The organism is Paludibacter propionicigenes WB4, assembly GCF_000183135.1.
GTDB lineage: Bacteria > Bacteroidota > Bacteroidia > Bacteroidales > Paludibacteraceae > Paludibacter > Paludibacter propionicigenes.
Map to the genome: position 1 here is coordinate 3,392,791 of NC_014734.1, position 24,996 is coordinate 3,417,786.

Here is a 24,996-nt window from a genome sequence, read left to right on the forward strand (position 1 = left end):
TATAAATAATTAGTTCATGTCAACAAACGAAATTAAGCAAGGACACCCGAAAGGCCTTTATCTCCTTTTTGGAACCGAAATGTGGGAACGTTTCAATTTCTATGGAATGCGAGCCATATTAACACTGTTCTTAATTAACTCATTGATGATGAAAGAAGCGGATGCTTCAATTATCTATGGAGGTTTTTTAGGATTATGCTATCTGACACCGATGTTAGGCGGTTTTATTTCTGATCGCTATTTTGGAAACAGAAACTGTATCATTATTGGTGGGCTAACAATGGCTACAGGTCAGATGCTGTTGTTTTTGAGTGCAAGTATTTTTGGCTCTAACTTATCTTTAGCTACCACTCTGATGTGGGTTGCGCTGGGTACCATTATTTTGGGTAACGGTTTTTTCAAACCTAATATATCCAGTTTGGTTGGAAGTTTGTATCCAAAAGAAGAAAAAAGCAAGCTGGATACAGCTTTTACCATTTTTTATATGGGAATTAACCTGGGCGCATTTTTGGGTCAGTTAATTTGTCCTTTGGTAGGAGACGTGAAAGATGCAGGAGGAATAAGAGACATACATGCCTTCAAATGGGGATTTCTTGCGGCTTCTACAGCTATGGTAATCGGAGCGGTTCTTTTCTATTTTCTGAAAAATCGTTATATCGTTACTCCCGAGGGTAAACCACTTGGTGGTCTGCCATCTAAAAACGATGCGTCTTATTTTGATGAAGGCGAGGCTCAAAAAGCTAATTTTTCTAAAAAATCTTTGGTTATAGCTGTATTCGCTTTTATCGGATTATTTTTTGCCATTAGATATTTACTGGGTGGCGACAACTTCATTAAAACAATCATTTATCCTGTTATTTACGCAAGTGGTATTACGCTGGCAGGATTAATTGTTTCCGACAGCTCGTTGACAAAAATAGAAAGAGACAGAATATTTGTAATATACATTGTGGCCTTCTTTATTATTTTCTTTTGGGCTGCATTTGAGCAAGCCGGATCTTCGCTTACTTTTATTGCTGATAATCAAACTGACAGGAACTTTTTTGGTTGGAATATGCCACCTTCCATGGTTCAGATTTTTAATGGTTTATTTGTTTTCACTTTTGCTATTCCGTTCAGTATTCTTTGGGATAAACTTAGGGCTGCTGGTAAAGAGCCTATCTCTCCTGCAAAACAGGCTATCGGATTAGGATTAATAGCTTTGAGCTATTTGATTATTGCCAATAATGTGAAAAATCTTGGAAACAGCGGACTATTAGGTATTCAGTGGTTAATCCTTTTGTACTTAATCCAAACTTTTGGAGAACTTTGTTTGTCGCCAATCGGCTTGTCTCTTGTAGGAAAACTATCGCCTAAAAGATTTTCGTCATTACTCTTCGGAGTTTTCTTCCTGTCGAATGCCGCAGGATATGCTTTAGCAGGAACTTTAGGGTCTATTATACCGGCTACGGGTGATAAATTTCTGAAAGCAAAAGAGTTGGGGATAAATCTTCAGGCTGTGTTAGATAAAACAATTACACCTACAGCTTCTCAACTGAAACTTTTGGAAGCAAATCATATTAGTGCAGTCAATCCAACATTTGCCGGATTTGAAATTCATAATTTGTACGAATTCTTTATGGTATTTGTGGTATTAACCGGAATAGCTGCTGTTGTTTTGATGGGACTTACTCCGCGTTTGAAGAAAATGATGCATGGAGTGAAATAAGATTCCATTACTTATACATAAAAAATCCTCTGTCAATTTCTGGCAGAGGATTTTTTTATTTCACGTCTTTTACTTTCAGTTCTATTACTTCCAGATTTTGTATTTTATCACCATCTATTTCAAACCTGATCAGGGTTTGTACTTTATGAAAACCATATTTTCCAGCAGCACCGGGGTTTATGTGCAGCAAATCGAGTGTCTTGTCGTATTTTACCTTTAAAATGTGAGAATGTCCGCACACAAAAAGTTTGGGTGGTTGTTGGAAAATGGCAGGACGTACAAGCGCATCATACTTTCCCGGATATCCGCCAATATGAGTTAGCCAGACCTTTACATCCTCGCACATAAAACGATTGTGTTGAGGAAACATTGATCTGATCTCATAACTGTCGATATTTCCCCAAACGCCTCTCAGTGGTTTGAAATTTTGAAGTTTATTGGCAACCTCCAACGATCCCCAATCACCGCAATGCCACACTTCATCACAGTTCGCAAAATGTTCCAGTATTCTGTCATCCAGCATTCCGTGCGTGTCCGAAAGTACGCCTATCCGAGTCATTCTATCAATGTTTAATCGTGTTAATTATTGTTGCAAAAGTAATAAAAATCAGGAATAAAGAAATATAAAATAGGTGGATAATGTATAAACAACTCATATTTCAGATTAGATTTAAAGGAATGTTAATGCTATATTTTGTTTATGTTTTGAATTTCGCTACTTTTGTAAGCTTTTTTTGTTCAGAATTGATTTTTTAATGAAAAAGAAAATAAACAAACTCAAACCATTTATTCAGAAAATGCGATTTAAATATCGTGTTTCTATCCTGAATGAAAATACGCTTGAAGAATCGTGGCATGTGCGTCTCTCTCGTTTCAGCGTGTTCATGTTTGGGTCTACATTTATAGTGTTGACGTTTATCATTCTTACCATTCTTATATTTGCCACCCCCATTAGCCGCTATTTGCCCGGTTATGGCGATTCTGGTAACAGATCCAGTATTATTCGTGAGTCAATGCGTGCTGATTCGTTGGTACAACAGGTCGAATTGCAGGAAGGTTATTTGGATATTGTAAAGGGGATAATCACGGGTAAAATGAGCCCCGATTCTATTGCATCATTAGATTCCATTGCGCTAAAGGAACGTGCTAAAATCCTGTTGCAAAAATCTAAAAAGGAAAAAGAGTTTGTTGAAAAATTTGAGCAAGAAGAAAAATACAATCTGGCAAGCATTGATACTAAACCGACAGAGAATTCTTTCGTTTTTTTCAGACCGACACGGGGCGTTATATCTTCATCGTTTAATATGTCCGAGAAGCAATATGGAATCTATCTGATTACTTCGCCTAATGAGAGTGTATTGAGTGTGTTGGGCGGAACGGTTGTATATGCAGCTTTTACATTCGATTTTGGTTGGGTTATTCAGGTAATGCACGATAATAATTACTTGTCGATTTATAAAAACAATACCAGATTGATGAAAAAAGTGGGAGATGAAGTAAAAGCGGGTGAATGCATTGCCATAACCGGCGATGCAACGGGAAAGAAAACCGGACAGCAGTTTTATTTTGAATTGTGGAAGCTTGGTAAACCCGTTGATCCCGAAGAGGTGATTATCTTTTAATACGTACACTATGTCAGAAATTCAGAAAAAACAAATAGCTATATTAGGTTCAACAGGCTCTATTGGGACTCAGGCATTGGAAGTTCTTGCGCACAATGATGATTTATTCGAAATTTATGCCATTACAGCCAATAATAATGTTGATTTGCTGATTGAGCAGGCGCGAAAATTCCAACCGGAAATGGTGGCTATTGGTAATGAAATTCATTATCAGAAGCTTAAAAAAGAATTGTCCGATCTGCCCATTAAAGTATTTGCAGGTATAGAGTCTATAGCTCAGGTGGCTGAAATGCAGCCGGTTGATATAGTTCTTACAGCCATGGTTGGTTATTCGGGGCTTAAACCGACTATTAATGCGATAAAGGCCGGTAAGAAAATAGCATTGGCCAATAAGGAAACGCTTGTGGTTGCGGGTGAATTGATTTGTGAACTGGCTCTGGAGAATAATTCTGCCATTATTCCGGTTGATTCCGAACATTCGGCGATCTTCCAATGTCTTGCAGGTGAAGGAAATAATCCGGTAGAGAAATTAATTCTTACAGCTTCGGGTGGTCCATTCAGAACGAAATCCATTCATGAGTTAGAAACTGTAACCAGTGCTCAGGCTTTAAAGCATCCCAACTGGGATATGGGCGCCAAAATAACGATAGATTCTGCCAGTATGATGAATAAAGGCTTTGAAATCATTGAAGCCAAGTGGTTATTTGGAGTTACACCGGAGCAGATTCAGGTGGTGGTTCATCCTCAGTCTATTATTCATTCGATGGTTCAGTTTGCCGATGGTTCAATTAAAGCACAACTTGGCATGCCGGATATGAAGTTGCCGATTCAATATGCATTTACCTATCCGGAGAGGTTGAAAACGAATTTTCCACGATTCAATTTTGATTTGTGCTCGCAGTTTACTTTTGAGCAACCGGATTTGGAAAGATTTAGAAATCTGGCATTTGCTTATTATGCTATGGATAAGGGCGGAAATATGCCGTGCATTCTTAATGCGGCAAATGAAATTGTGGTGGCCGAATTTTTAAAAGATAGAATTGGTTTTCTACAGATGAGTGATATCATTGAAAATGCAATGGCTAAAGCCGAATTTATTGCTAAACCAACTTACGATGATTATGTGAAGACTGATGCTTTGGTGAGAATACTCACCAAAGAGTTGATTAAGTAATGTCTGTATAATATGGAAATCCCCAAAACCGAAGGTATAAAATACGCGGGTTCTAAGCTTAAACTTTTGCCCTATATTTTCGAAATGGTGGATGAACTTGATAATGTTGAAACTGTTTTGGATGGTTTCAGTGGATCAACCCGGGTTTCGCAGGCCTTTGCTAAATTAGGGTATTCAACCACTGCAAACGATATTTCTGCTTGGTCTGAAGTGTTTGCTACGTGTTATCTCGTTTCAGCTCAGTCAAATGCTTTCTATCAGGAACGTATTGACTATCTCAATAATATAAAGGGTTACGATGGATGGTTTACCGAGCATTATGGTGGAGCAACAAGCGATAGCAAAAAACCGTTTCAGATAAAGAATACGCGCAAACTGGATGCTATAAGAGAGGAAATTGAAAAAATGAATCTGGCGTGGGAAGATAAGTGCGTATTGCTTACCAGCTTGATTTATGCACTTGATAAAGTGGACAATACGATGGGGCATTATGTGGCGTATTTATCCGATTGGTCTGCGCGATCTTATAACGATTTGAAAATGCAATTGCCTAACCGATTCTTGTTAAGTGGACAAAATAAGGTAATTCGGGATGATGTTTTTAATACAGTTGCTGATCATGAGTATGATTTAGTGTATTTTGATCCGCCGTATGGTTCGAATAACGAAAAAATGCCTCCCAGCCGGGTGAGGTATGCGGCGTACTATCATTTGTGGACAACCATAATTCAACACGATAAGCCTCAGCTGTTTGGTAAAGCATCCAGAAGAGAGGATTCGCGTGATAATCAGGTTGGTTCGGTTTTTGAAGAGTTTAGAAAGAATGAATCGGGTGGCTTTTTGGCAATGGAAGCTTTGCGAAAGCTCATAAGTGAAACAAAAACACATTATTTACTGTTATCGTATAGCTCAGGAGGAAGAGCCACAAAACAACAATTGTTGGATATTATTTCTGAGTTTGGAAAACTTATTGATGTCAAAGCCATTGATTATAAGAAAAATGTGATGAGTAATATGCGATCCACTAACGAATGGGTAAGTGCGATTGATAAGCATCACGAATATCTTTTTTTGATGGAAAAATTGTAAAAAAGTAATACAGGAAAAATTATTATATACTAATAAAATTGAATTGAAATTTGTCGAAGATTCTGCAATCAACGACGCACTAAACAATTATAAAAAAATTTATGGAATCATTTCTAATCAGGGCTTTACAGCTAATCCTCAGTCTCTCGATTTTAGTAGTTTTACATGAATTTGGACACTTCGCTTTTGCGCGTTTGTTTAAAGTTCGCGTTGAAAAGTTTTATATGTTTTTCAACCCCAATTTTTCGTTGATTCGCGCAAAGAAAATTAATGGCAAATGGTCGTACAAGTTTTTCGCGAAGAATGTTCCGGCTAATGAGCGTCCGAAGGTAAATGCTTACGGAGAACCTGTTCTCAACGCAAAGGGAAAACCGGTGATGGAGCAGATTCCACAATCTGAATTACCTGAAGGTGACTGGCGTAAATATCCCGATAATACAGAATGGGGTATTGGTTGGCTTCCTCTTGGAGGGTACTGCTCAATAGCCGGAATGGTGGACGAAACCAAGGACATTACCCAAATGGCTTCGGAACCACAGCCTTGGGAATATCGTTCACGTTCTGTATGGCAACGTCTACCCATTATTGTAGGTGGAGTATTAGTGAATTTTGTGCTGGCAATGGTTATTTATTCGGCAGTTTTGTTTACTTGGGGACGTGAATATCTACCACTTAAGAATGCTAAATACGGATTACAGTTTTCTCAAATAATGCTTGACAATGGATTTAAAAACGGAGACAAAATTGTAACTGTAGATGGTGAACCCGTTGAGCAACGTGCCGATGTTGTAGAAAAATTGCTGGTAGATGGAAAGCAGAATATAGTAGTTTCTAGAGGCGATAAGTTGATTGATTTACAATTACCTGCTGATTTTTCTCAAAAAGTTTTAAAGGCTCAGGAAGTTGATTTCGTGGCTGTTCGATTTCCTTTTGTGATTGATGAAGTGGTAAAAGGTTCGCCAGCTCAAAAAGGCGGTCTGCAATCAGGTGACAGTATTGTTGGAATTAATGGAAAGCAATTGTCTATTTATCAGGATATAGTTAGTGAGATGGAAACGTCGCGCAATACTCATGTTGATATCAATTACGTTCGGAAAGGTCGCTTAATGAGCTCAAATGTTCAATTAACAGAAGATGGTAAACTCGGAGTTTCTGTACAGCAGAAATTTGCTGATATTCAGACTAAACGAACAGAATACGGTTTTCTCGCATCGATACCTGCTGGTATAACTTTCGGTGTTGAAACATTGAAGAGCTATATAAAGCAATTCAAGCTAGTGTTTACAAAAGAAGGTTCAAAACAATTAGGTGGATTTGGTTCTATCGGAAAGTTGTTCCCAAAAATGTGGGATTGGCAGATATTCTGGCAAATGACTGCATTTTTATCAATCATACTGGCATTTATGAACTTCTTGCCTATACCGGGTCTGGATGGGGGATATGTTCTGTATCTTATTTATGAGATGATTACGGGTAAGAAGCCAAGTGATAAATTTCTTGAATATGCTCAAACCACAGGTATGTTTTTATTGCTTGCGTTGATGATATACGTGAACGGGAATGATTTGTTTAAAGCCATTTTCAATAAATGATTATGAAACCTATAGTACTTTGTTATCCTAAGTGTGGGACTTGTCAGAAAGCCGAAAAGTGGTTGAAAACAAACGAAATTGAGTATGTTTATCGCCCCATCAAAGAAGAAAACCCTAATAAGGATGAATTGAAATCTTGGATTGCAAAGAGTGAATTGCCTGTTGCTAAATTCTTTAATACGAGTGGATTGCTTTATAAAGAGTTCAATATGAAAGATAAAGTGAAGACTTTATCAGAAGATGAACTTATTGATATACTTTCCGGTAATGGAATGATGGTAAAACGTCCGATCTTGCTTGTTGAAAATACTGTTTTAGTTGGCTTTAAAGAAGAGGAATGGAAACAATTGTTTGCTAAATAAGTCTGTACTTCGTCGTGATGCAGTTGTCTGTTACGATGTACAGTTTCTGCATATTTCGAATTGCTTTCGGTTTTGGAGGATTTTTCCTCTGAAATCGGAAGCTTTTTCATTATGCCAACAACTATGAAATGATTCAGCTGTGCGGATGTTACCGAATGAATATTCAGATTCTTTATCAAAACAGCAAGGCAAAATATCCCCTTTTGTGTTGACTACTGCTCCGTTCCAGAGCCTCCAGCAGCGATTGGGTTGATTGCCTTTTATTTCGTATTTTCCAACCTTGTTTTTTTTATAGCGGGAGTGTTTGTTTTTGCTTGTCATTAAAGTGTTACCATTCTCAAAATCATATAATTGTGCACTTTTGAGCCTTACTCTGTCTACTCCTAGTTTTTTGCCTAGTTTTTTTACCTCTTTAATTTGATGTTCATTAGTTTTTAATACCAAAAATTGAATTTCCAACAAAGGAGTTGCCGACTTCAAAAGCTTTTTCCATTTTACAAGTTCTTCAATTCCACGAAGTGTTTTTTGTAAATCTCCGCCAACACGGTAACTTTGGTATGCTTCTTGTGTAACCCCATCCAACGAAATAATAAGTTTATCCAAACCTGACAGGACAATTTTTTTAGCTGTTTCTTCGTTTATAAATTGAGCATTCGTTGATGTGCTCGTATAAATTCGTGCTTCATGTGCGTAGTTTATTAACTCGTTAAGTTGACGATGCAGGAAAGGTTCTCCCTGAAAATAGAGAATTATGTGTTGGAGAGTAGGTTTTAGCTCATCTACCAGTTTTTTGTAAAGATCAATATCAAAGGTGGTTTTATCCGACTTTTGCTTTTTCTGAATTCCAACTGGGCATTCCGGACAGTGAAGGTTACAGTAGTTTGAAGCCTCAACCGAAATGAAACTGGGTGACAGGTTTCGTAATCGTTGCCATCCAAAGAATGACAAACGATATGAAATTTGTAATTTTACCCAATTAATAATTTTGTCAGCTGATAAATATCTGAAAAGATTTGAAAATCTTTTTACTTTATTTGCAGTTTGAAACATTATAATTATACTTTGTTATTCAAAAAATGTTTGATTTTCAATAATTTTGGAGCTTCTTATTAATAATACGTGTCCTGCTTAACAAAAAATGTCAAAATACCCTGCAAAGTAATGCAATTCCGCTGAAAGATTGTATATTTGTAGCCAAAATGTCTAAAATAGAAATTAAATAACTTACAACAAAAATTCAAATTTATGAGAAAGCAATTATTTTTCGCGGTTTCGATGGTGCTTGCGTTATTCTTTAGCTCATGTACTAAAGACATGACCGCTTTAGATCCTAGCTTGTTTAAATGTAATCCTAACCCGCTTGAGGTAAAAGGTGGTAAAGTTGATGCTACAGTTACCGGAACTTTTCCAGTTAAGTATTTTACAAAAAAAGCAACAGTTACTGTAACTCCAGTCTTGAAATTCGAAGGCAAGGAAGTTAAAGGAACACCGGTTACTTTTCAAGGTGAAAAAGTTGTTGGAAATAATCAAACTATTTCTTACAAATTAGGTGGAACTTATACTTTGAAAGCTTCTTTCAATTATGTTCCAGAAATGGCTAAATCTGAACTGTATCTTGAATTTAATGTGGTTACAAAGAAGAAAACCTATCAAATTCCAAGTGTAAAAGTTGCAGACGGAGTTGTTGCTACTTCTCAATTAGTTTCTACAAAAGCATCTGAATTAACTCCGGTGATTATTGCCGACAAATTCCAACGTGTTATTCAACAAATGCAGGAAGCAGACATTATGTTCTTGATTCAACAATCAAAACTTCGTAAGACTGAAACCAGTTCTGCAGATGTAGTTGCGTTGACTAAAAAAATTAAAGAAGTTTCCGATTCTCAAAACCAAAAAGTATCTGCTTTTGAAATCTCTGGTTATGCTTCTCCTGATGGTGGCATGAAATTGAATACTAATCTTGCTGAAAAACGTGAAGCTGTTACTGCTGAATTCTTGAACAAAGAATTGAAGAAGTTGAAAGCCAGCGTGAAAATTGACTCTAAATTCACAGCTGAAGACTGGGCTGGTTTCCAAGCATTGTTGGAAAAATCTAACATTCAGGACAAACAGGTAATTTTACGCGTTTTGACAATGTACACAGATCCTGAACAACGCGAACGTGAAATTAAAAACCTTTCAGTTGCATTTAAATCTATTGCAGAAGAAATTCTTCCTAAATTACGTCGTTCTCGTTTGAATTTGACTGTAGATGTAACAGGTAAATCTGATGCTGAAATTACTAAATTGGCTTCTGAAGATCCTTCAAAACTTTCTGTAGATGAATTGCTTTATGCAGCAACTCTTACTAACGACTTAGCTGCAAAAGCTGCTATTTATCAAAAAGTGACTGAAGTTTATCCTACAGATGCTCGCGGTTTCAATAATTTGGGTGTAGTTAAATATCAACAAGGTAATGTTGAAGATGCTTCTCGTTACTTTGCAAAAGCATTAGCACTTGATTCTAAATCAGCTGATGTAAATTATAACTCTGCTCTTACTTCTTTAGCTAAAGGTGATTTGACTGCTGCTGAAGAATCATTTGGTAAAGCAGCCGGAACTTCTGGTAACATCAGCCAGGGCTTGGGTACTATCTATACTATCAAGGGTGACTATGCAAAAGCTAAAACATATTATGGATCAGTAGCTTCAAATAATGCTGCTTTGTTACAGATATTGAATGCTGATTATAGTGCTGCTCGTAATACGTTGTCTGCTGTGGCTAAACCAAATGCAACTACAGCTTACTTAGGTGCTGTAATTGGTGCCCGCACTAACGATCGTGATGCAGTTTATAGCAATCTTAAAAATGCTGTGAAACTTGATAGCTCTTATGCATTGAAAGCTGCTAAAGATATTGAGTTTTCTAAATTTGCTACTGACGAAACTTTCCTTTCTATATTGAAGTAAGTTCGACAGCAATTAAATATGAAGAAATCCGATGCAAAAAATTGCATCGGATTTTTTTTGTTTTATCTATGTTCAAATCGGATAAAATGTATCAGTTATAATTTAATGTGGATTTTTTGATACATTTAATGAACATTATAAGATAATCAACTCAACAACATTTTCATTTTCGGGCATTTAACCGTATATTTGTAACCATTTTCGTAAATATAGTAATTTGATAACAGAATGATTGAAAACGAACAAATTGTAAATAAGATTGTTGAAGGAATACAAGAACGCAAAGGAAAAAATATAGTAATAGTTAATCTCACAAAACTGCAGGAAGCACCCTGCTGTTATTTTGTAATATGTGAAGGTGATTCGAATACTCAAGTCAATGCAATAGCTCATTCAATAAAAGACTGGGTGCGTGAACAGATAAATGTAAAGCCCTTTGCTATAGATGGATTCGAGAATAGTGAGTGGATTGCAATGGATTACGGACAAATTATAGTTCATGTTTTTCAACGTCCTACCAGAGCATTCTATGATATTGAGCATTTATGGTCAGATGCTGATTTGAAAAAATTGGAGGATGTTCTTTAATGTTTAAATTTTATTGAATTTAATCAAAACCAATGTACAAGTTTTTTGTTTTATCTATAACTAAATAACAAGAAAACAGAATAAAATAATGGAAAATAAAGCTCCGAATCAAAAGCCAATAAAACCGACGAACAAATTCCCCAAATTCAGCTTTTCGTGGATTTATGGAACAATAATATTACTGCTTGTGGGATCGTATTTTATTAAAGGAAATACTCCTCCACAAAACATCAGCATGTCCACTTTCGAAGGATATGTAAAAGCGGGTATGGTAAAAAAGATTGATGTGTATAGTTCGAAAAATGAAGTAGAAGCACAATTAATTGATTATACTAAAGTAGCCGTAGATACAAATTTTCTGAAAAGAACATTCGGTGCTGGTTATAAATCTTTTGCATTTAATGCCACTGCTCTGAAAGACTCCTTGAAGAGAAAAGATACTCAGATGCTGAAATTGGTTTACGGTAAGGACTACGAGACTTATTCAAAAGATCGCCTGCTTACGGTGACTGGTCCTGCTGAAGAATTTGCCACTATGGTAAGAATTGCTAAAGAAAAATCGGGTGTAAGTGTCGATGTGACTTATAAAGATAGCCGTGATTATGTCAACTTATTCCTTTATAGTATTTTGCCGATATTATTACTTGTGTTTTTCTTTATGTTCATTAATCGACGTATGTCAGGTCAAATGGGTGGTGGCTCTGGTGGTATCTTTAATGTAGGAAAGTCGAAAGCTCAGCTTTTTGACAAAGGTGACACAACCAATAAAGTAACTTTCAAAGACGTTGCAGGGCTGGCTGAGGCAAAACAAGAAATAGAGGAAATAGTCTCGTTTTTGAAAAATCCATTAAAATATACAGAGCTTGGCGGAAAAATTCCGAAAGGAGCTTTGCTGGTAGGCCCTCCGGGAACCGGTAAAACTTTATTGGCTAAAGCTGTGGCTGGTGAGGCGGATGTACCTTTCTTTTCAATGTCGGGATCAGATTTTGTTGAAATGTTTGTGGGTGTGGGAGCTTCTCGTGTTCGTGATTTATTCCGTCAGGCTAAAGAAAAAGCTCCATGTATTATATTTATTGACGAAATTGATGCTGTGGGACGTGCCCGCGGAAAAAACCCGAATATGGGAAGTAATGATGAACGTGAAAATACATTGAATCAGTTGCTTACAGAGATGGATGGTTTCGGTTCAAACAGCGGTGTTATTATTCTGGCTGCAACTAACCGTGCAGACATTCTTGATAAGGCTCTTCTTCGTGCCGGACGTTTTGATCGTCAGATTCATGTTGATTTGCCGGATGTTCACGAGCGTAAACAAATCTTCAATGTTCATCTTCGTCCGATAAAAATTAATGAAACTGTAGATGTAAACTTCCTTTCTCGTCAAACTCCGGGATTCTCGGGTGCTGATATAGCTAATGTTTGTAACGAAGCTGCTTTGATTGCTGCTCGTAAGAATAAGTCATTTGTAGAGAAACAGGATTTTCTTGATGCAGTTGACCGTATCGTTGGCGGACTGGAAAAGAAAACTAAGATTACAACGAATGCAGAGAAGAAATCAATTGCTTATCACGAGGCTGGCCATGCTACTATCAGTTGGATGACTGAACATGCCAATCCGTTGGTAAAAGTAACTATAGTGCCTCGTGGTGAAGCCTTGGGCGCTGCATGGTATTTGCCTGAAGAACGTCAGTTGACAAACCGCGAACACATGCTGGATGAGATGTGCTCTACATTGGGTGGTCGTGCTGCTGAAGAAGTGTTTTTACATCAAATGTCGACAGGCGCTATAAATGATTTGGAGCGTGTAACTAAGCGCGCCTATTCGATGGTGGCTTATTTCGGGATGAGTGATAAGCTTGCTAATATGAGCTATTATGATTCAACGGGTAACTCGGATTATGGTTTTACAAAACCATATAGCGAAAAGACGGCAGAATTGATAGACTCCGAAGCTAAGAATATTGTAGCAGTAGAATACGAACGTGCAAAGAAGATATTGTTGGATAATGCTGAAGGTCATAATAAACTGGCAGAACTGTTGATAGAAAAAGAGGTTATTTTTGCTGAAGACTTAGAGAAAATATTTGGAAAACGCCCTTGGACTTCGAGAAATGACGAGTTGATGGCTCAGAATGGAAATGTAGATTCATTAGAAGATACTAATCCTGAAACTCCTGAATTGACCGAGAAAACTTCTGAAGAAAATGCTGATCAAGTAGCTGAATAAATTTTCATTCTCCATGCTGAAATCATAATAAACCGCTCTTTTAGGGCGGTTTATTTTTGTCTGGGAAATAACTACGGTAATTGACTCAGAACTTAAATGCTACATTTTTATATTCGTTGTTTTGTATGCTAAAAGAAATAGTCGTTTTTCAATACAAAGAACAAAGTTTTGTTATCTTTGTAACTATTATTAAAAGTACTCTTATGAAAAAATACTTCAGATTAGTTATTGCAATAATCGCAATTTCGATGGGCATGATATCTTGTAGCCCTATTTATAAGTGTGGAGATCCGAAACCAGCTAAGAAATTGTTTCTCCCAAAATCAGTCCTTGCTGTTGTAAAAGAGCGTGACTCTCTTTGCACTACTTTATCTTCGCGTGAAAGTGAAATCCTCGGGTTGAAGAGAGATACTTCAAATTTAAAAGCTAGCATTGTTAAACTGGAGAAACAGAATGGGGAATTAATGGATAAAAATCTTTCTCAAAATCAACAATTCAGCAATTCTTTGAAGCAAAAATCTGCTGAACTTGCTGCGAAAGAAAAGCTACTGCAAGAAAGAGAAAATGCTTTAAATGATCTGAAAAAAGTAGTGGCTCGGCAGGATTCAATTACCAAAAGATTGAACAACGTTTTGCGCGATGCCCTTCTAGGATTTAAATCCGATGAGCTTTCTGTAGAAATAAAAAATGGAAAAGTTTATGTTTCTATGTCAGATAAGCTGCTGTTTAAATCGGGAAGTGCTGCTATCGAATCAAAAGGAATTGATGCAATAAAGGTTCTGGCAGATGTTCTCAATAAGAATGCCGAAATTGATATATTGGTCGAAGGGCACACAGATAATATCCCTATCAAAACTGCGCTATATCAGGATAACTGGGATCTAAGTGTTGCCAGAGCTATTTCTATTGTTCGAATTCTGACAAATGAATATCGGATTGCTCCAACCCGGTTGACTGCCTCAGGAAAAGGAGAATTCTCGCCAAGAGCATCAAATGCTACGCCGGAAGGTAGAGCAAGTAACAGAAGAACCGAGATTATTCTTTCTCCTAAGCTTGATGAGATTATGAAACTGCTCAAAACAAACTAACAATAAAACAGAAAGTATTTTTAATTCCTTGTAATACGTATGAATAATTTTGTAAAACGAACTTTGAGCGGCTTTTTATTTGTGACGTTGATTGTTGGTTCTATTTTAATCAGTAAATACTCTTTTGCTGTGTTTTTTGCTTTGATATGTGGTTGGGCCGTACGTGAGTTCCACCTGTTGACGAATAAGCAACAGGGTGTAAGTGTAAATTTAATTGCAGCCTTCGTTGGCGGAATCTTGTTATTTGCATCTTCATTTGTATATGCTTCCTGTATTTGGCGATATTCTTCATTCTCAATTTATGGCATTTACGTTGTCTTTGTTTTGATATTGGAATTGTACAGAAAGCAAACTAATCCGATACATAATTGGGCTTATTTTATTCTTGGTCAGATTTTTATCGCTTTGCCGTTCTCGCTTCTCAATTTTATTCTTTTTATTAATGATTGGCAGCCGCTTGTTCTGTTGTCCGTTTTTGTAACTATTTGGGTGAATGATACAGGTGCATATCTCACCGGCGTAACTATTGGAAAACATCGGCTTTTTGAGCGAATTTCCCCAAAAAAATCGTGGGAAGGCTTCATTGGAGGAGGATTATTTGCGCTGCTTTCAGGATATGTGTTTTCGTTGCTCATTCCGGAAATCCAACTCGTTCACTGGCTCATTTTCTCTGAAATAATCGTTGTTTTCGGAACTTTTGGAGATTTGATAGAATCCTTGCAGAAGCGCACGGTGGGAGTGAAAGATTCAGGCGATTTAATACCCGGGCACGGCGGATTGCTGGACAGATTTGATAGCATGCTTTTGGCTGCACCGGTTATATTTATTTATTTGAGTTTGTTGTTTTAGCCAGTTGATAGGGCTTAATTGAAAATATCAATTCGTATAATCAAAGAAAATTATGGAATTTAATTTTGAAGAGATTCGTTGTTATAACAACGAAGAAGTGCATGTTGTATTGGAACGCTTAATTGAAGAAAAACAATTCATGAAAGTGTTGAGTACGATTTACCCGCTTTTGCCTAAGGAATTGATTAAGCAACGCTTATTGATCTATGAATCCAATTATGCTTTTCAAAAGGAAATGGTTTATCCTTTTCTGCAGTACTTGGAGGCTAATATGACTAAAGGGATTGATTTGAACGGTATAAATAAAATAGATACTACTAAATCTTATCTTTATATTTCTAACCACAGGGATATTATTCTTGATTCTGCATTCTTGTGTGGTAAATTTATCGAAAAGAATATGGATACTGTAGAGATTGCCATCGGTGATAATTTATTGATTTATCCGTGGATTGAAGATTTGGTACGTGTTAATAAGAGTTTTATAGTAAAAAGAGGGCTAAGTGCCAGACAGATTTTAGAAAGTTCACAAAGACTATCTGCGTATATAGCTCATACAATTATTGATAAGAATCAGTCGATATGGATAGCTCAACGCGAAGGTAGAGCGAAGGATGCAAATGACAGAACTCAGGAAAGTTTATTGAAAATGTTCAATATGAATGGAGATGGTAGCTTTATAGAAAATTTAAGCAGATTGAATATTTGCCCTATAAGTATTTCATATGAATATGACCCGTGCGACTTTTTGAAAGCAAAAGAAATGCAGCAGAAACGTGATGAATCATGCTATAAAAAAGACCCAAAGGATGATCTGATCAATATGCAGACTGGTGTTATGGGGTACAAAGGTAAGGTGGTTTATGAAATTACGGGAGATATTGAAAAAGACCTAAATATGATTGCTTTGGAATCTAATAATAGGAATGAGCAGATATCTCTTGTTGCTGAACTGATTGACAAACGGATACATTCAAACTATACTGTCTTTGCCAATAATAAAATAGCTTACGATTTATTGAAAAATACAAAGCATTTTTCAAGTGAATATTCCACTATCGATAAGCTTAATTTTGAGAAGTATTTGTCTTTGCAAATTGCCAAAATAGACCTAGCGGATAAAGATGAGAATTTCTTGATGAAGAAGTTGCTTGAGATGTATGCTAACCCACTTATCAACAAATTAAGTACGAGTACGACATATTTTGAAGAGGGCGAATGACAATACAACTAGTAGTTATAAAAAACTCACTCCTTATTTTGGAGTGAGTTTTTTTATTGATTAGTATCCCAGAATTTTTAGCATTGACTTGTAGCTCTGTTCTTTAGCAAATAATTTCGTAAAGTATTCGCCATCTTCATCCTGGTCAATAATGACCAGCTTAGGAGCAGGAATGAGGCAGTGTTGAATACCACCAAATCCGCTCAGAGATTCCTGATAAGCGCCTGTATGAAAGAAGCCGATATATTGTTCTCTGTCCTCGTGCATTTTTGGAAGAAAGACTGCATTAGAATGGACTTCTGCGTTATAGAAATCTTCGCTATCACAGGTTAGTCCCCCGAGGTTTACACGCTCATACTCCGAATCCCAGTTGTTTATCGCTAAAAACACATATCGCTGGTTTATAGCCCAGGTGTCTGGAAGGGTAGTCATAAAAGAGCTATCGATCATATTCCATAGCTCCCTGTCGTTTTGTTTTTTCTGGTTGACAATAGAATATAGCATAGCACCACTTTCACCTACAGTGTATGATCCAAACTCAGTAAAGATATGAGGTTCAGGAACTCCGTTTTGCGTACAAATAGTTTTGATCTGAGCTACAATCTCCTCTGCCATATATTCGTAATCGTAAACCATATCCAGATGTGTTTGAATTGGGAATCCCCCACCAATATTTAAGCTGTCTAACTGAGGACATTTCTTTTTAAGCTCACAATATAGGTTTACGGCTTTGTTTAATTCGTTCCAATAATATGCAGTGTCCTTTACTCCGGTGTTAATAAAGAAGTGAAGCATCTTAAGTTCAACCTGCGGATTGTTGGCAATGTGCTTAGTGTAGTATGGAATAATATCGTTGTAACGAATACCAAGTCGTGATGTATAGAAGTCAAACTTAGGTTCTTCTTCGGCTGCAATTCGAATACCTACATTGAATTTGATATCAAAGTCTTTTAGGAATAGGTCCAATTCAAATTTATTGTCAAGTATAGGGATGACATTTGTGAATCCAAGACGCATAAGGTTTTGAATGTTTTCAACGTATTGAGGTCGTTTAAATCCATTACATATCACAAAAGTGTCTGTTTTAAGTAAGTCCTGTTCGTATAATGATTCCATTATATTTATGTCGAATGCAGATGATGTTTCTAGGTGTACACCATGCTTTAAGACCTCTTCCATTACAAATGAGAAGTGAGAACTCTTAGTGCAATAGCAATAATTGTAGTCGCCATTGTAGTCAACCTTAGCCATTGCTACGTTGAACATTCTTCTGGCTTTTTGTATATTTTGCGCTATTTTAGGGAGATACGATATACGCAAGGGAGTTCCATACTGTTTGATAATGTCCATTAGTGGTACTCCGCACCATTCCAATTCGTTTTCAACAATATTGAATTCTTCATTTGGAAATTCAAAACTTTGCTCAATAAGATCAATGTATTTATTTTTCATTTTCTCTTTTGTGATGTAAATTATTAAGAGTATGTAAATAAGTTGGATTGGGCTTTATTTGTCAATGTAACTTACTTAGATTTGCTCACATTGATGAAAAAGCTTGCAAAAGTAATTATTTATTTCTTCTTTTCAATAAGTTATGTGATCTATTTTCTAAAAATGGAACTTATCTGACTTTCTTTTTCCAACTAATTATATTGTTGTTACATGTATGACACAATTACCATTGGATGTTCTTTTTTGGGATTTATTCTTACATAATTGTTTTTTGCTGTAGTTATTCTGTATTTATTGGAGTTTGTTTATCGAAAAACAACAAATTAATTTTGATATTCAAATAAATATGTCATATCTTTGTCTATAATTTTTTTTGAACCTTTACTCGGGAAGAAATGAAACGGATTAAATTTTTATGTATTGTCTTGTTGGCTGTTTTTTTTGCCAGCCTTTATCAGAGTGTTGTTTTGCCTTTCTGGGAAGGAGTAAAAACCGGTTATACTGCTGCAAAATACCAATTTGAACACAAAGAACAGATTGACAATTATCTTTTGATCGATGTTACTCCGAAAGATTATGCTTACTTTGATGAATCTGAAATTAATCTGAATACCAAAGAAGGAGTGTTGATTCGTCCGCATAATGTTACAATAATGACTAAATCTTTACCTGATAAAACAACTACATGGCTTATTCTCAAGTCTTTTATTTCTGTTCTTACCTTGATAGTTCTTACTCTGGGTATTTGGGTTCCATTTCTGCTTGTGAAAATATTGAGATCATTACAAAAATCTGAGGTTTTTGATAGGCGTAACTTAAAAAGAATAAATAGAATAGGACTTATATTGTTGACTATAGGCCTATTTGACTCATTATTAAAAATTGTAAATATTCTGTTGGCGGAATTAATGATAGACTTGAGTAATTATAATTTTTCGTATGCTAATGTAGTTGAATTTTATCCGATAATAATGGGAGTTGTGATTCTGATAATGAATGAAATATTGAGAATTAGTATTGAAATTAAGGAAGAGCAGGATATGACTATCTGATTGAGTTTGGTTTGTATATTTTTTAATCAGAGAAAAACGTAGAATAATTTAGTATTAACAAGAAATTATGCCGATAATAGTAAATTTGGATGTAATGATGGCTCGTAGAAAGATATCTTTAAATGAGTTATCGGAGAAAGTGGATATTACCCCAGCTAATTTGTCGATATTAAAGACGGGTAAAGCTAAGGCAATTCGCTTTAGTACGCTCGAATCTATATGCAAGGTGCTTGATTGTCAACCGTCGGATATTTTAGAATATCAAAGTGAAGCGAAATAGGAATTGTCCCCCATGTATTTCAATAAATTATTGCTAGCATATGAAAAAACTCTACTCACTAAAATGTTTCTGTATTTTTTCATTCTTTGTGTTCGGAACTTCTTTAGCTTATGCACAAGCAAGTTTACCATTTAGTTATGATGGCGGAAATCCTGGAGTAACAATTCCAGGATTAACAGCTACTAGTCTAGCTGCCGATGCTACATCATCACCCAAAATGAGACTTGGAAGTACCGGCAGTTCGGTGATTTTAAATTTTTCGGGAACTCCGGGTGTCCTATCGTTTAAGATTAAGTGGATTCAGGCAACTGCTGCTGCTCGATTTCCTGGTGAATTTCTGCTGCAGGAATCTGCCGACGGAGTTACTTACACCACGGTTCAAGCCTATAATTCTACAACCGGAACCGCGCTGACAAGTGGTGCTATTATTACTGAAACATTTACAGGTCTACTACCAACAACCCGTTATGTAAAATGGGTTTATAATACCAAAACAAATGGGAATATTTACATAGGGGCTATCAATCTATCGGCAGGTTCATTGTTGTCTGTTTCGCCAAAATCCTTGAATAGTTTTACGTATATTTTTGATAAAGGTCCATCTTCTGAGCAAAGCTTTGTAATTAGTGGTACTAAATTTACTCATAATATTTCTGTAACTCCTTCTGCGAATTATGAAATATCGACATCTTCCGGAAGTCAGTTTCAAGCAACAAATCCGATTGTTTTAACGCCGACAGATGGTGCAGTAAGTAGCACCACTGTTTATGTAAGGCTCAAAGCCGGCTTGGCATTAAATACCTATAGCGAAGCAATAGCAGTGTCTTCGATAGATGCCTCAACTCAATCGGTTATTTGTTCAGGAAGTATAACTCCGATACCTGTGATGAGGATTATGGACATGTCTAACATCGCGATGAATGCTGTTGTAGGTAAATCAAATGTTCAGACGCTAAACGTAAGTGCCGTAAATTTAAATCAGGATTTAAGCCTGGCACTAACCGGAGCTGATGCAAATCAGTTCACACTCTCTCATTATTCACTTCCTTTAGCCTCTGATAAGTCTATTGCAAATACAATATTGACTATAACTTACCAGCCCAAGGCTGTAGGAAATCATACAGCTACTTTGTTGATAAGTAGCAGTGGAGCTATGGATGTGAGCAGAGTAATAAATGGAGTGGCCGAGGTAAATACTGAGCTAGATGAAGTGTTGAAACCACTTAATGTGTCAGTAGTTGATGGACAGATAGTTTTTACTGCTAATGAAAATGATGTCCTTCAGATTTATAATTCGATGGGTCAGAAAATTCTGCAGAAACTGACGTCGGACGGAGTAAATAAAATTGCTGTTTCTGCACACGGTGTTTTGTTAGTGAAGGTTGGAAGTCAGGTGACTAAAGTAATGCTGTAAGTAAAACTATTGCTGTTTCTTATTTTCGATGGCTGCGACAATTTTTACGGATTGTTTTAATTTTTGAAATCCGGCACGTTTCATAGCAGAATTACGAAATGTTTCGTTGAAATTGGCTTCAGAGAGATTCAACCAAGTTTCATAATCCCACTGAAGCATCTTTTTGTTTGGGCTAAGTTCGACGTGTTCGTTGGGTTTAGCCCACTTTTTATTCCAGGGACAAATGTCGGCACATATATCACATCCGTATGAGCACGATGAAAGTTTATCATGAAATACTTCAGGTATTTCATTTTTGCTTTCGATGGTAAGGTAAGAAATGCATCGGTTGGCGTCGATTGTAGAGTTTTTTAAAGCCTGTGTAGGGCAGGTATCCATACAACGTGTACAGGAGCCGCAGCGATTTTTTATTGGTGTGTCATACTCAAGCTCTATATTGAGCATTATTAATCCGATAAAGACATAGGAACCCAATCCGGGATGTATTAGTTGAGTGTGTTTGCCTATCCAACCAAGTCCGGCGCGTTCAGCCCAACGGCGTTCCAGTACCGGTGCCGAATCAACAAAAATATGCTGATTGCCGGTTGAGATGCAATCTACCCCATAAAAGTCAATGATTTTTTGTTCAAACAGTTTAAGTTTGGACTTAATTATCAGATGATAATCTGTTTCAGAGTATGCATACTTGGCAATTTTAGGTGCTTGAGGGTTTTGTTTTTCCTGAGGAAAATAATTCATCAATACGACCACAATTGACTTGCAACCCGGGACAAGTTCTCTAGGATCAACACGCTTCTCAAAGTTGCGCTCAAGGTAATGCATATCACCGTTTTTACCTTCGTCAAGCCAGCTTCTTAGAAACATGGCATCTTCATCAAGCCTTTCTGCCTTAGCTATTCCACAAGCATCAAAACCAATAGATAACGCTGTCTGCTTAATAAAGCTCATGGCTTGAATTGATTACGGTTAATTCGGTTAGAGTGACTTCTCTATCTCGCTCTTTAAATCTTCTAAACTGAAATCCCTTCCGATAATTATCCCTTTTCTATTCATTAAAAATGTAGTTGGGACGATTGATACATTGTACGAAGATATAACTCTTGTATTAGGTCCATCCTCATCGCGAACGCATACCCAAGGTATATTTGCGACAGATTGTTTCCACAGCGATTTGTTTTGATCCAACGATATTTGGTAAATTTCAAAACCCCGATTGTGGTATTTATTATACAATTCACGAAGAGCAAAAGTGTAATCGACACTTTCGGAAACCTCATGTGTAGAGAAGTCAATTAAAATAACTTTGCCCTCTAACTGAGAAAGTTTGCGTACTACATTATTCTTGTCAGGCAATGCAATGTCTATGTAGCCGGTTGAATGTTTTGCTAAAACTTCTTTCCATGCTTCTTTTCCCCTTTGAGTCCTTTCTGTTTTAATAGCATCCAAAACCAAGCTGTAGATATTTTTACTCCTGTCATAATCCGGCATAAATGAGTTGAATGAAGTAGCTACGGCAGCATAATATGCCTTGTCGGATTTTATGTAAGGAGAAAACAAGAACGAGTTGTTTACTTTTTGATAAAGAGCAAAATACGCCGCTAACGAACGAGGGTTCTTGAGGATTAGAGCTTCTGCTATCTTTTTATGGGCTTCAATTTGCTGTTCGATTTTTTCTATTTCAGCATTTTGCTTTTCAGGACTAATGGTAGCCAACAGGTTTGCTTTTTCCTGAATATCCATGACCGATTGACGGAGCTTCTGTATCTGTAAAGAGGTCTCGGAACCGGTTAACTTGTAGTCGGTAGCAAATCTCGCAGATTTTGCTTCGATACTTATGTCCTCACATGAGTCTACAGCAAATGTGATAATTTTATCGTTACTTAGTCTTAAGCGATAAAAATCCGGATATGCAGGACGTGTTGACTTAAAACTAAATTCACCATTAGTGCCTAGTTTAGTTGAATCAATGACTGTCGTTTTCATTAAACCACTGTGCTCGAAATACAACATTTCTCCTTTTGCATCAGCTATTTTTCCACTGATATGAAATTTATTATGTTGTTTACAAGAATATAATCCTGCTAAAACAAGGATGATGGCAAGTGTTTTTTTCATGCTGTGAATTTTCCGGTTATGTATTAAAAATCAGTTTGGGTGCGTTTTTCGAATTAATTCGTTTTGAATTTGTATTTTACCTGAGAGAGTTGCTCGTTTGCTTCAACAATTTTTTGTTTCAGATTGTCTTTGTACTTGCTCAGTTTCTTTTGCAGCTCAGCATCACCTACAGCCAACATTTGTACTGCCAAGATTCCCGCATTCAAAGCTCCGTTTATTCCAACAGTTGCAACAGGAATACCCGGAGGCATTTGTACTATGGCTAATAAAGCATCCATGCCATCAAGACTTGCGTTAATTGGAACACCGATTACAGGGACAGTTGTCATAGAAGCAATAACACCCGGAAGGTGCGCTGCCATACCGGCGGCTGCAATTATAACTTGTATTCCATTTTCGCAGGCATTTGTAGCAAATTTCTCCACTTCGCGCGGAGTTCTATGAGCTGATAGTGCATTTATTTCGAATGGAATCTCAAATTCGTTAAGCAGTGCAGCAGCTTTTTCCATAACGGGTAAATCTGAAGTGCTACCCATGATTATACTAACTTTCGGTTTCATGTGATTTTATAATTTCGGATAAACTTTGTAACGTTTGCAGTTTTGTTAGTTGCCATACAGCAACTAACAAAACAGTTTAATGGGTTATTTAGGCTCCAATTAATGCTTCGTATTCAGATGCAGAAAGGAGTGATTCAGCCTGTGCGGCATCAGAAACTTCGATTTTTATCATCCAACCTTCACCATACGGATCTTCGTTAACCAACTCAGGTTTGTCTTCCAAGCCTTCATTGAATTCCAAAATTTTGCCATCGATTGGCAAGTATAAATCCGAAACGGTTTTAACGGCTTCAACTGTTCCGAAAACGTCTCCCTCTGCAAGTGTTTCACCTACAGTTTCAACTTCGACAAAAACAATTTCGCCTAATTCACTTTGGGCATAATCAGTAATTCCTACAAAAGCAGTGGTACCTTCTAAACGAATCCATTCATGCTCTTTTGTATACTTTAAATTTGCTGGTACATTCATAATGATCTGTTTTTTTAGATGTGTTATATGTTTTAATTGTTGTTGATTTTAATCTGACACAAAACCGGGTAATGATCGGAGTAGTTCACTTTGTCCGTTTTATAATCAATTATTGAATATGCAGTTGGGTCAAAAAAGACATAATCAATTCGGAAATGATAATATCTTTCGTTGAAAGTCCACCCTAGTCCTGTTCCTGTCTCGGCAAAGGCATCTTTCAAAGAGCCTTTAACTTTGGTGTAAGTATAGGAAGACGGAACGTCGTTGAAATCACCACAAACGATAACCTTGTATGGTGAATTGGCAATTACCCCAGCCACTGTATCTGCCTGAACTGCCCTTATTTTGAAAGCAGATCCAAGTTTATTCGTAAAATGCCTCGTTACCCGTGTTAACTTATTTGTGTCCCAGTTATTTTTGAGTTTAGCGGGCATTGCTTTATCGTATTCAGTCAATCTGTTAGATTCCAGATGATTATTGATAACCCGAACAATTTTGCCGTTGATATTTATATCCGAAAGAATTGAATTATTGTATGCTGACGGATAATTGATTTTTTGTTTGCTGACAATTGGAAATTTAGAGAAGGTGGCTACTCCATTCTCTTTACTGTTTTTCTGCCTGAATTGAATATGCTTGTATGGATATTTCGCAAAAGCTTTATTTATATCTTCCATGGTGAGATATTCATTGCTGCCACTCACTGTGAACTCTTGTAAACAAATTATATCTGCATTCGAATCTATTGCATACTGAATGACCTTGTTGTGATTTTCTGCAGTGTGTTTCTTTAAATCTCCACACATTTTAGTGTTGTATGACAGTAATTTAAATGTTCCAGAAGTAGTTTCAGATTGTTGATTGATATTTCCCAGATGTACAGGGTAAGTATTATTGATTTCGGATGCTGAAAAAATTAAAAGACTTAGAGATAACAAAAATAGCCACTTGCGGGCTAAAAGCCAAAATACAACAAATCCGATATTCGCAACGATAATAGCCGGAAAAGCAAGCGTGCAATAAGCGGGTAAAACAAATTTAGCAGGACTCAGTACCGAACCAATTAAAATAACGAGCATAAGAGTAGCTGCAAATATATTTGAGGCTATCATTACCCATTTTACTAAAATCCTTCCAAACATGATTTTCAATTAATTCGATATTCATAACTTCTAAATTATGAA

General features: G+C 36.6%; 23 protein-coding genes. 15 read left to right on the forward strand and 8 right to left on the reverse strand.

Annotated features, from left to right (window positions below; all coding sequences use genetic code 11):
• The first annotated feature begins 16 nt into the window (after nucleotides 1–16).
• Nucleotides 17–1,708 carry a peptide MFS transporter gene (locus PALPR_RS14115; RefSeq protein WP_013446333.1) on the forward strand — a complete coding sequence of 564 codons (1,692 nt, stop codon included), beginning with the start codon at nucleotides 17–19 and terminating at the stop codon, nucleotides 1,706–1,708.
• A gap of 55 nt (nucleotides 1,709–1,763) precedes the next feature.
• Here PALPR_RS14115 and PALPR_RS14120 read toward each other — a convergent pair whose 3' ends face one another.
• A complete protein-coding gene (locus tag PALPR_RS14120; protein ID WP_013446334.1) occupies nucleotides 1,764–2,267 on the reverse strand; it encodes a metallophosphoesterase family protein in 504 nt (167 codons plus the stop codon).
• Between the two features lie 196 nt (nucleotides 2,268–2,463).
• On the opposite strand from PALPR_RS14120, the gene PALPR_RS14125 reads away from it, so the two are divergent.
• The 5 genes from PALPR_RS14125 to PALPR_RS14145 all read left to right on the forward strand — a co-directional run bounded on the left by PALPR_RS14125 (nucleotide 2,464) and on the right by PALPR_RS14145 (nucleotide 7,547).
• Complete coding sequence (locus PALPR_RS14125) at nucleotides 2,464–3,330, forward strand: murein hydrolase activator EnvC family protein (RefSeq protein WP_013446336.1); 867 nt, start codon at nucleotides 2,464–2,466, stop codon at nucleotides 3,328–3,330.
• 10 nt (nucleotides 3,331–3,340) lie between these two features.
• Nucleotides 3,341–4,504 (forward strand): 1-deoxy-D-xylulose-5-phosphate reductoisomerase, encoded by a 1,164-nt coding sequence (locus tag PALPR_RS14130; protein ID WP_013446337.1) that lies wholly within the window; start codon nucleotides 3,341–3,343, stop codon nucleotides 4,502–4,504.
• Nucleotides 4,505–4,516: 12 nt separating this feature from the next.
• Nucleotides 4,517–5,593, forward strand: coding sequence for a DNA adenine methylase (locus PALPR_RS14135; protein ID WP_013446338.1), 1,077 nt, complete (start codon nucleotides 4,517–4,519; stop codon nucleotides 5,591–5,593).
• 101 nt (nucleotides 5,594–5,694) lie between these two features.
• A complete protein-coding gene (gene rseP, locus PALPR_RS14140) occupies nucleotides 5,695–7,185 on the forward strand; it encodes an RIP metalloprotease RseP (RefSeq protein ID WP_013446339.1) in 1,491 nt (496 codons plus the stop codon).
• Between the two features lie 2 nt (nucleotides 7,186–7,187).
• Nucleotides 7,188–7,547 carry an arsenate reductase family protein gene (locus tag PALPR_RS14145; protein WP_013446340.1) on the forward strand — a complete coding sequence of 120 codons (360 nt, stop codon included), beginning with the start codon at nucleotides 7,188–7,190 and terminating at the stop codon, nucleotides 7,545–7,547.
• A 30-nt stretch (nucleotides 7,548–7,577) separates the two neighbouring features.
• Here PALPR_RS14145 and PALPR_RS14150 read toward each other — a convergent pair whose 3' ends face one another.
• Nucleotides 7,578–8,597, reverse strand: a complete 1,020-nt coding sequence (locus PALPR_RS14150) for a radical SAM/SPASM domain-containing protein (protein WP_013446341.1) — start codon at nucleotides 8,595–8,597, stop codon at nucleotides 7,578–7,580.
• Between the two features lie 195 nt (nucleotides 8,598–8,792).
• Between PALPR_RS14150 and PALPR_RS14155 the strand changes: the two genes are divergently transcribed.
• The 6 genes from PALPR_RS14155 (at nucleotide 8,793) to PALPR_RS14180 (ending at nucleotide 16,470) form a co-directional block, all read left to right on the forward strand.
• Nucleotides 8,793–10,496 carry a tetratricopeptide repeat protein gene (locus PALPR_RS14155; protein WP_013446342.1) on the forward strand — a complete coding sequence of 568 codons (1,704 nt, stop codon included), beginning with the start codon at nucleotides 8,793–8,795 and terminating at the stop codon, nucleotides 10,494–10,496.
• A gap of 228 nt (nucleotides 10,497–10,724) precedes the next feature.
• Nucleotides 10,725–11,084, forward strand: a complete 360-nt coding sequence (gene rsfS, locus PALPR_RS14160) for a ribosome silencing factor (protein WP_013446343.1) — start codon at nucleotides 10,725–10,727, stop codon at nucleotides 11,082–11,084.
• A gap of 88 nt (nucleotides 11,085–11,172) precedes the next feature.
• Nucleotides 11,173–13,311: an ATP-dependent zinc metalloprotease FtsH gene (gene ftsH / locus PALPR_RS14165; protein WP_013446344.1), complete on the forward strand. Its 2,139-nt coding sequence runs from the start codon at nucleotides 11,173–11,175 to the stop codon at nucleotides 13,309–13,311.
• Nucleotides 13,312–13,514: 203 nt separating this feature from the next.
• Entirely contained in the window at nucleotides 13,515–14,399 is an 885-nt protein-coding gene (locus PALPR_RS14170) for an OmpA family protein (RefSeq protein WP_013446345.1), read from the forward strand.
• A 39-nt stretch (nucleotides 14,400–14,438) separates the two neighbouring features.
• Nucleotides 14,439–15,248: a phosphatidate cytidylyltransferase gene (locus PALPR_RS14175; protein WP_013446346.1), complete on the forward strand. Its 810-nt coding sequence runs from the start codon at nucleotides 14,439–14,441 to the stop codon at nucleotides 15,246–15,248.
• A gap of 52 nt (nucleotides 15,249–15,300) precedes the next feature.
• Complete coding sequence (locus tag PALPR_RS14180; RefSeq protein ID WP_013446347.1) at nucleotides 15,301–16,470, forward strand: 1-acyl-sn-glycerol-3-phosphate acyltransferase; 1,170 nt, start codon at nucleotides 15,301–15,303, stop codon at nucleotides 16,468–16,470.
• A gap of 60 nt (nucleotides 16,471–16,530) precedes the next feature.
• Here PALPR_RS14180 and PALPR_RS14185 read toward each other — a convergent pair whose 3' ends face one another.
• Nucleotides 16,531–17,922, reverse strand: a complete 1,392-nt coding sequence (locus PALPR_RS14185) for a type III PLP-dependent enzyme domain-containing protein (RefSeq protein WP_013446348.1) — start codon at nucleotides 17,920–17,922, stop codon at nucleotides 16,531–16,533.
• A 395-nt stretch (nucleotides 17,923–18,317) separates the two neighbouring features.
• On the opposite strand from PALPR_RS14185, the gene PALPR_RS14190 reads away from it, so the two are divergent.
• The 3 genes from PALPR_RS14190 (at nucleotide 18,318) to PALPR_RS14200 (ending at nucleotide 20,668) form a co-directional block, all read left to right on the forward strand.
• Nucleotides 18,318–18,974, forward strand: a complete 657-nt coding sequence (locus tag PALPR_RS14190) for a DUF2975 domain-containing protein (RefSeq protein WP_013446349.1) — start codon at nucleotides 18,318–18,320, stop codon at nucleotides 18,972–18,974.
• Nucleotides 18,975–19,041: 67 nt separating this feature from the next.
• On the forward strand, nucleotides 19,042–19,254 hold the full coding sequence (locus PALPR_RS14195; protein ID WP_013446350.1) for a helix-turn-helix domain-containing protein: 213 nt from the start codon (nucleotides 19,042–19,044) through the stop codon (nucleotides 19,252–19,254).
• Nucleotides 19,255–19,294: 40 nt separating this feature from the next.
• Nucleotides 19,295–20,668 (forward strand): hypothetical protein, encoded by a 1,374-nt coding sequence (locus PALPR_RS14200; RefSeq protein ID WP_013446351.1) that lies wholly within the window; start codon nucleotides 19,295–19,297, stop codon nucleotides 20,666–20,668.
• 6 nt (nucleotides 20,669–20,674) lie between these two features.
• Here the strand turns inward: PALPR_RS14200 and queG are convergent, their stop codons facing one another.
• The 5 genes from queG to PALPR_RS14225 form a co-directional block, all read right to left on the reverse strand.
• Entirely contained in the window at nucleotides 20,675–21,616 is a 942-nt protein-coding gene (queG, locus tag PALPR_RS14205; protein ID WP_013446352.1) for a tRNA epoxyqueuosine(34) reductase QueG, read from the reverse strand.
• Nucleotides 21,617–21,643: 27 nt separating this feature from the next.
• Nucleotides 21,644–22,783, reverse strand: coding sequence for a thioredoxin-like domain-containing protein (locus PALPR_RS14210; protein WP_013446353.1), 1,140 nt, complete (start codon nucleotides 22,781–22,783; stop codon nucleotides 21,644–21,646).
• A gap of 53 nt (nucleotides 22,784–22,836) precedes the next feature.
• Nucleotides 22,837–23,343, reverse strand: a complete 507-nt coding sequence (gene purE / locus PALPR_RS14215) for a 5-(carboxyamino)imidazole ribonucleotide mutase (RefSeq protein WP_013446354.1) — start codon at nucleotides 23,341–23,343, stop codon at nucleotides 22,837–22,839.
• 88 nt (nucleotides 23,344–23,431) lie between these two features.
• On the reverse strand, nucleotides 23,432–23,812 hold the full coding sequence (gene gcvH, locus PALPR_RS14220) for a glycine cleavage system protein GcvH (RefSeq protein ID WP_013446355.1): 381 nt from the start codon (nucleotides 23,810–23,812) through the stop codon (nucleotides 23,432–23,434).
• A 32-nt stretch (nucleotides 23,813–23,844) separates the two neighbouring features.
• On the reverse strand, nucleotides 23,845–24,954 hold the full coding sequence (locus PALPR_RS14225) for an endonuclease/exonuclease/phosphatase family protein (protein ID WP_013446356.1): 1,110 nt from the start codon (nucleotides 24,952–24,954) through the stop codon (nucleotides 23,845–23,847).
• Nucleotides 24,955–24,996: the final 42 nt, after the last annotated feature.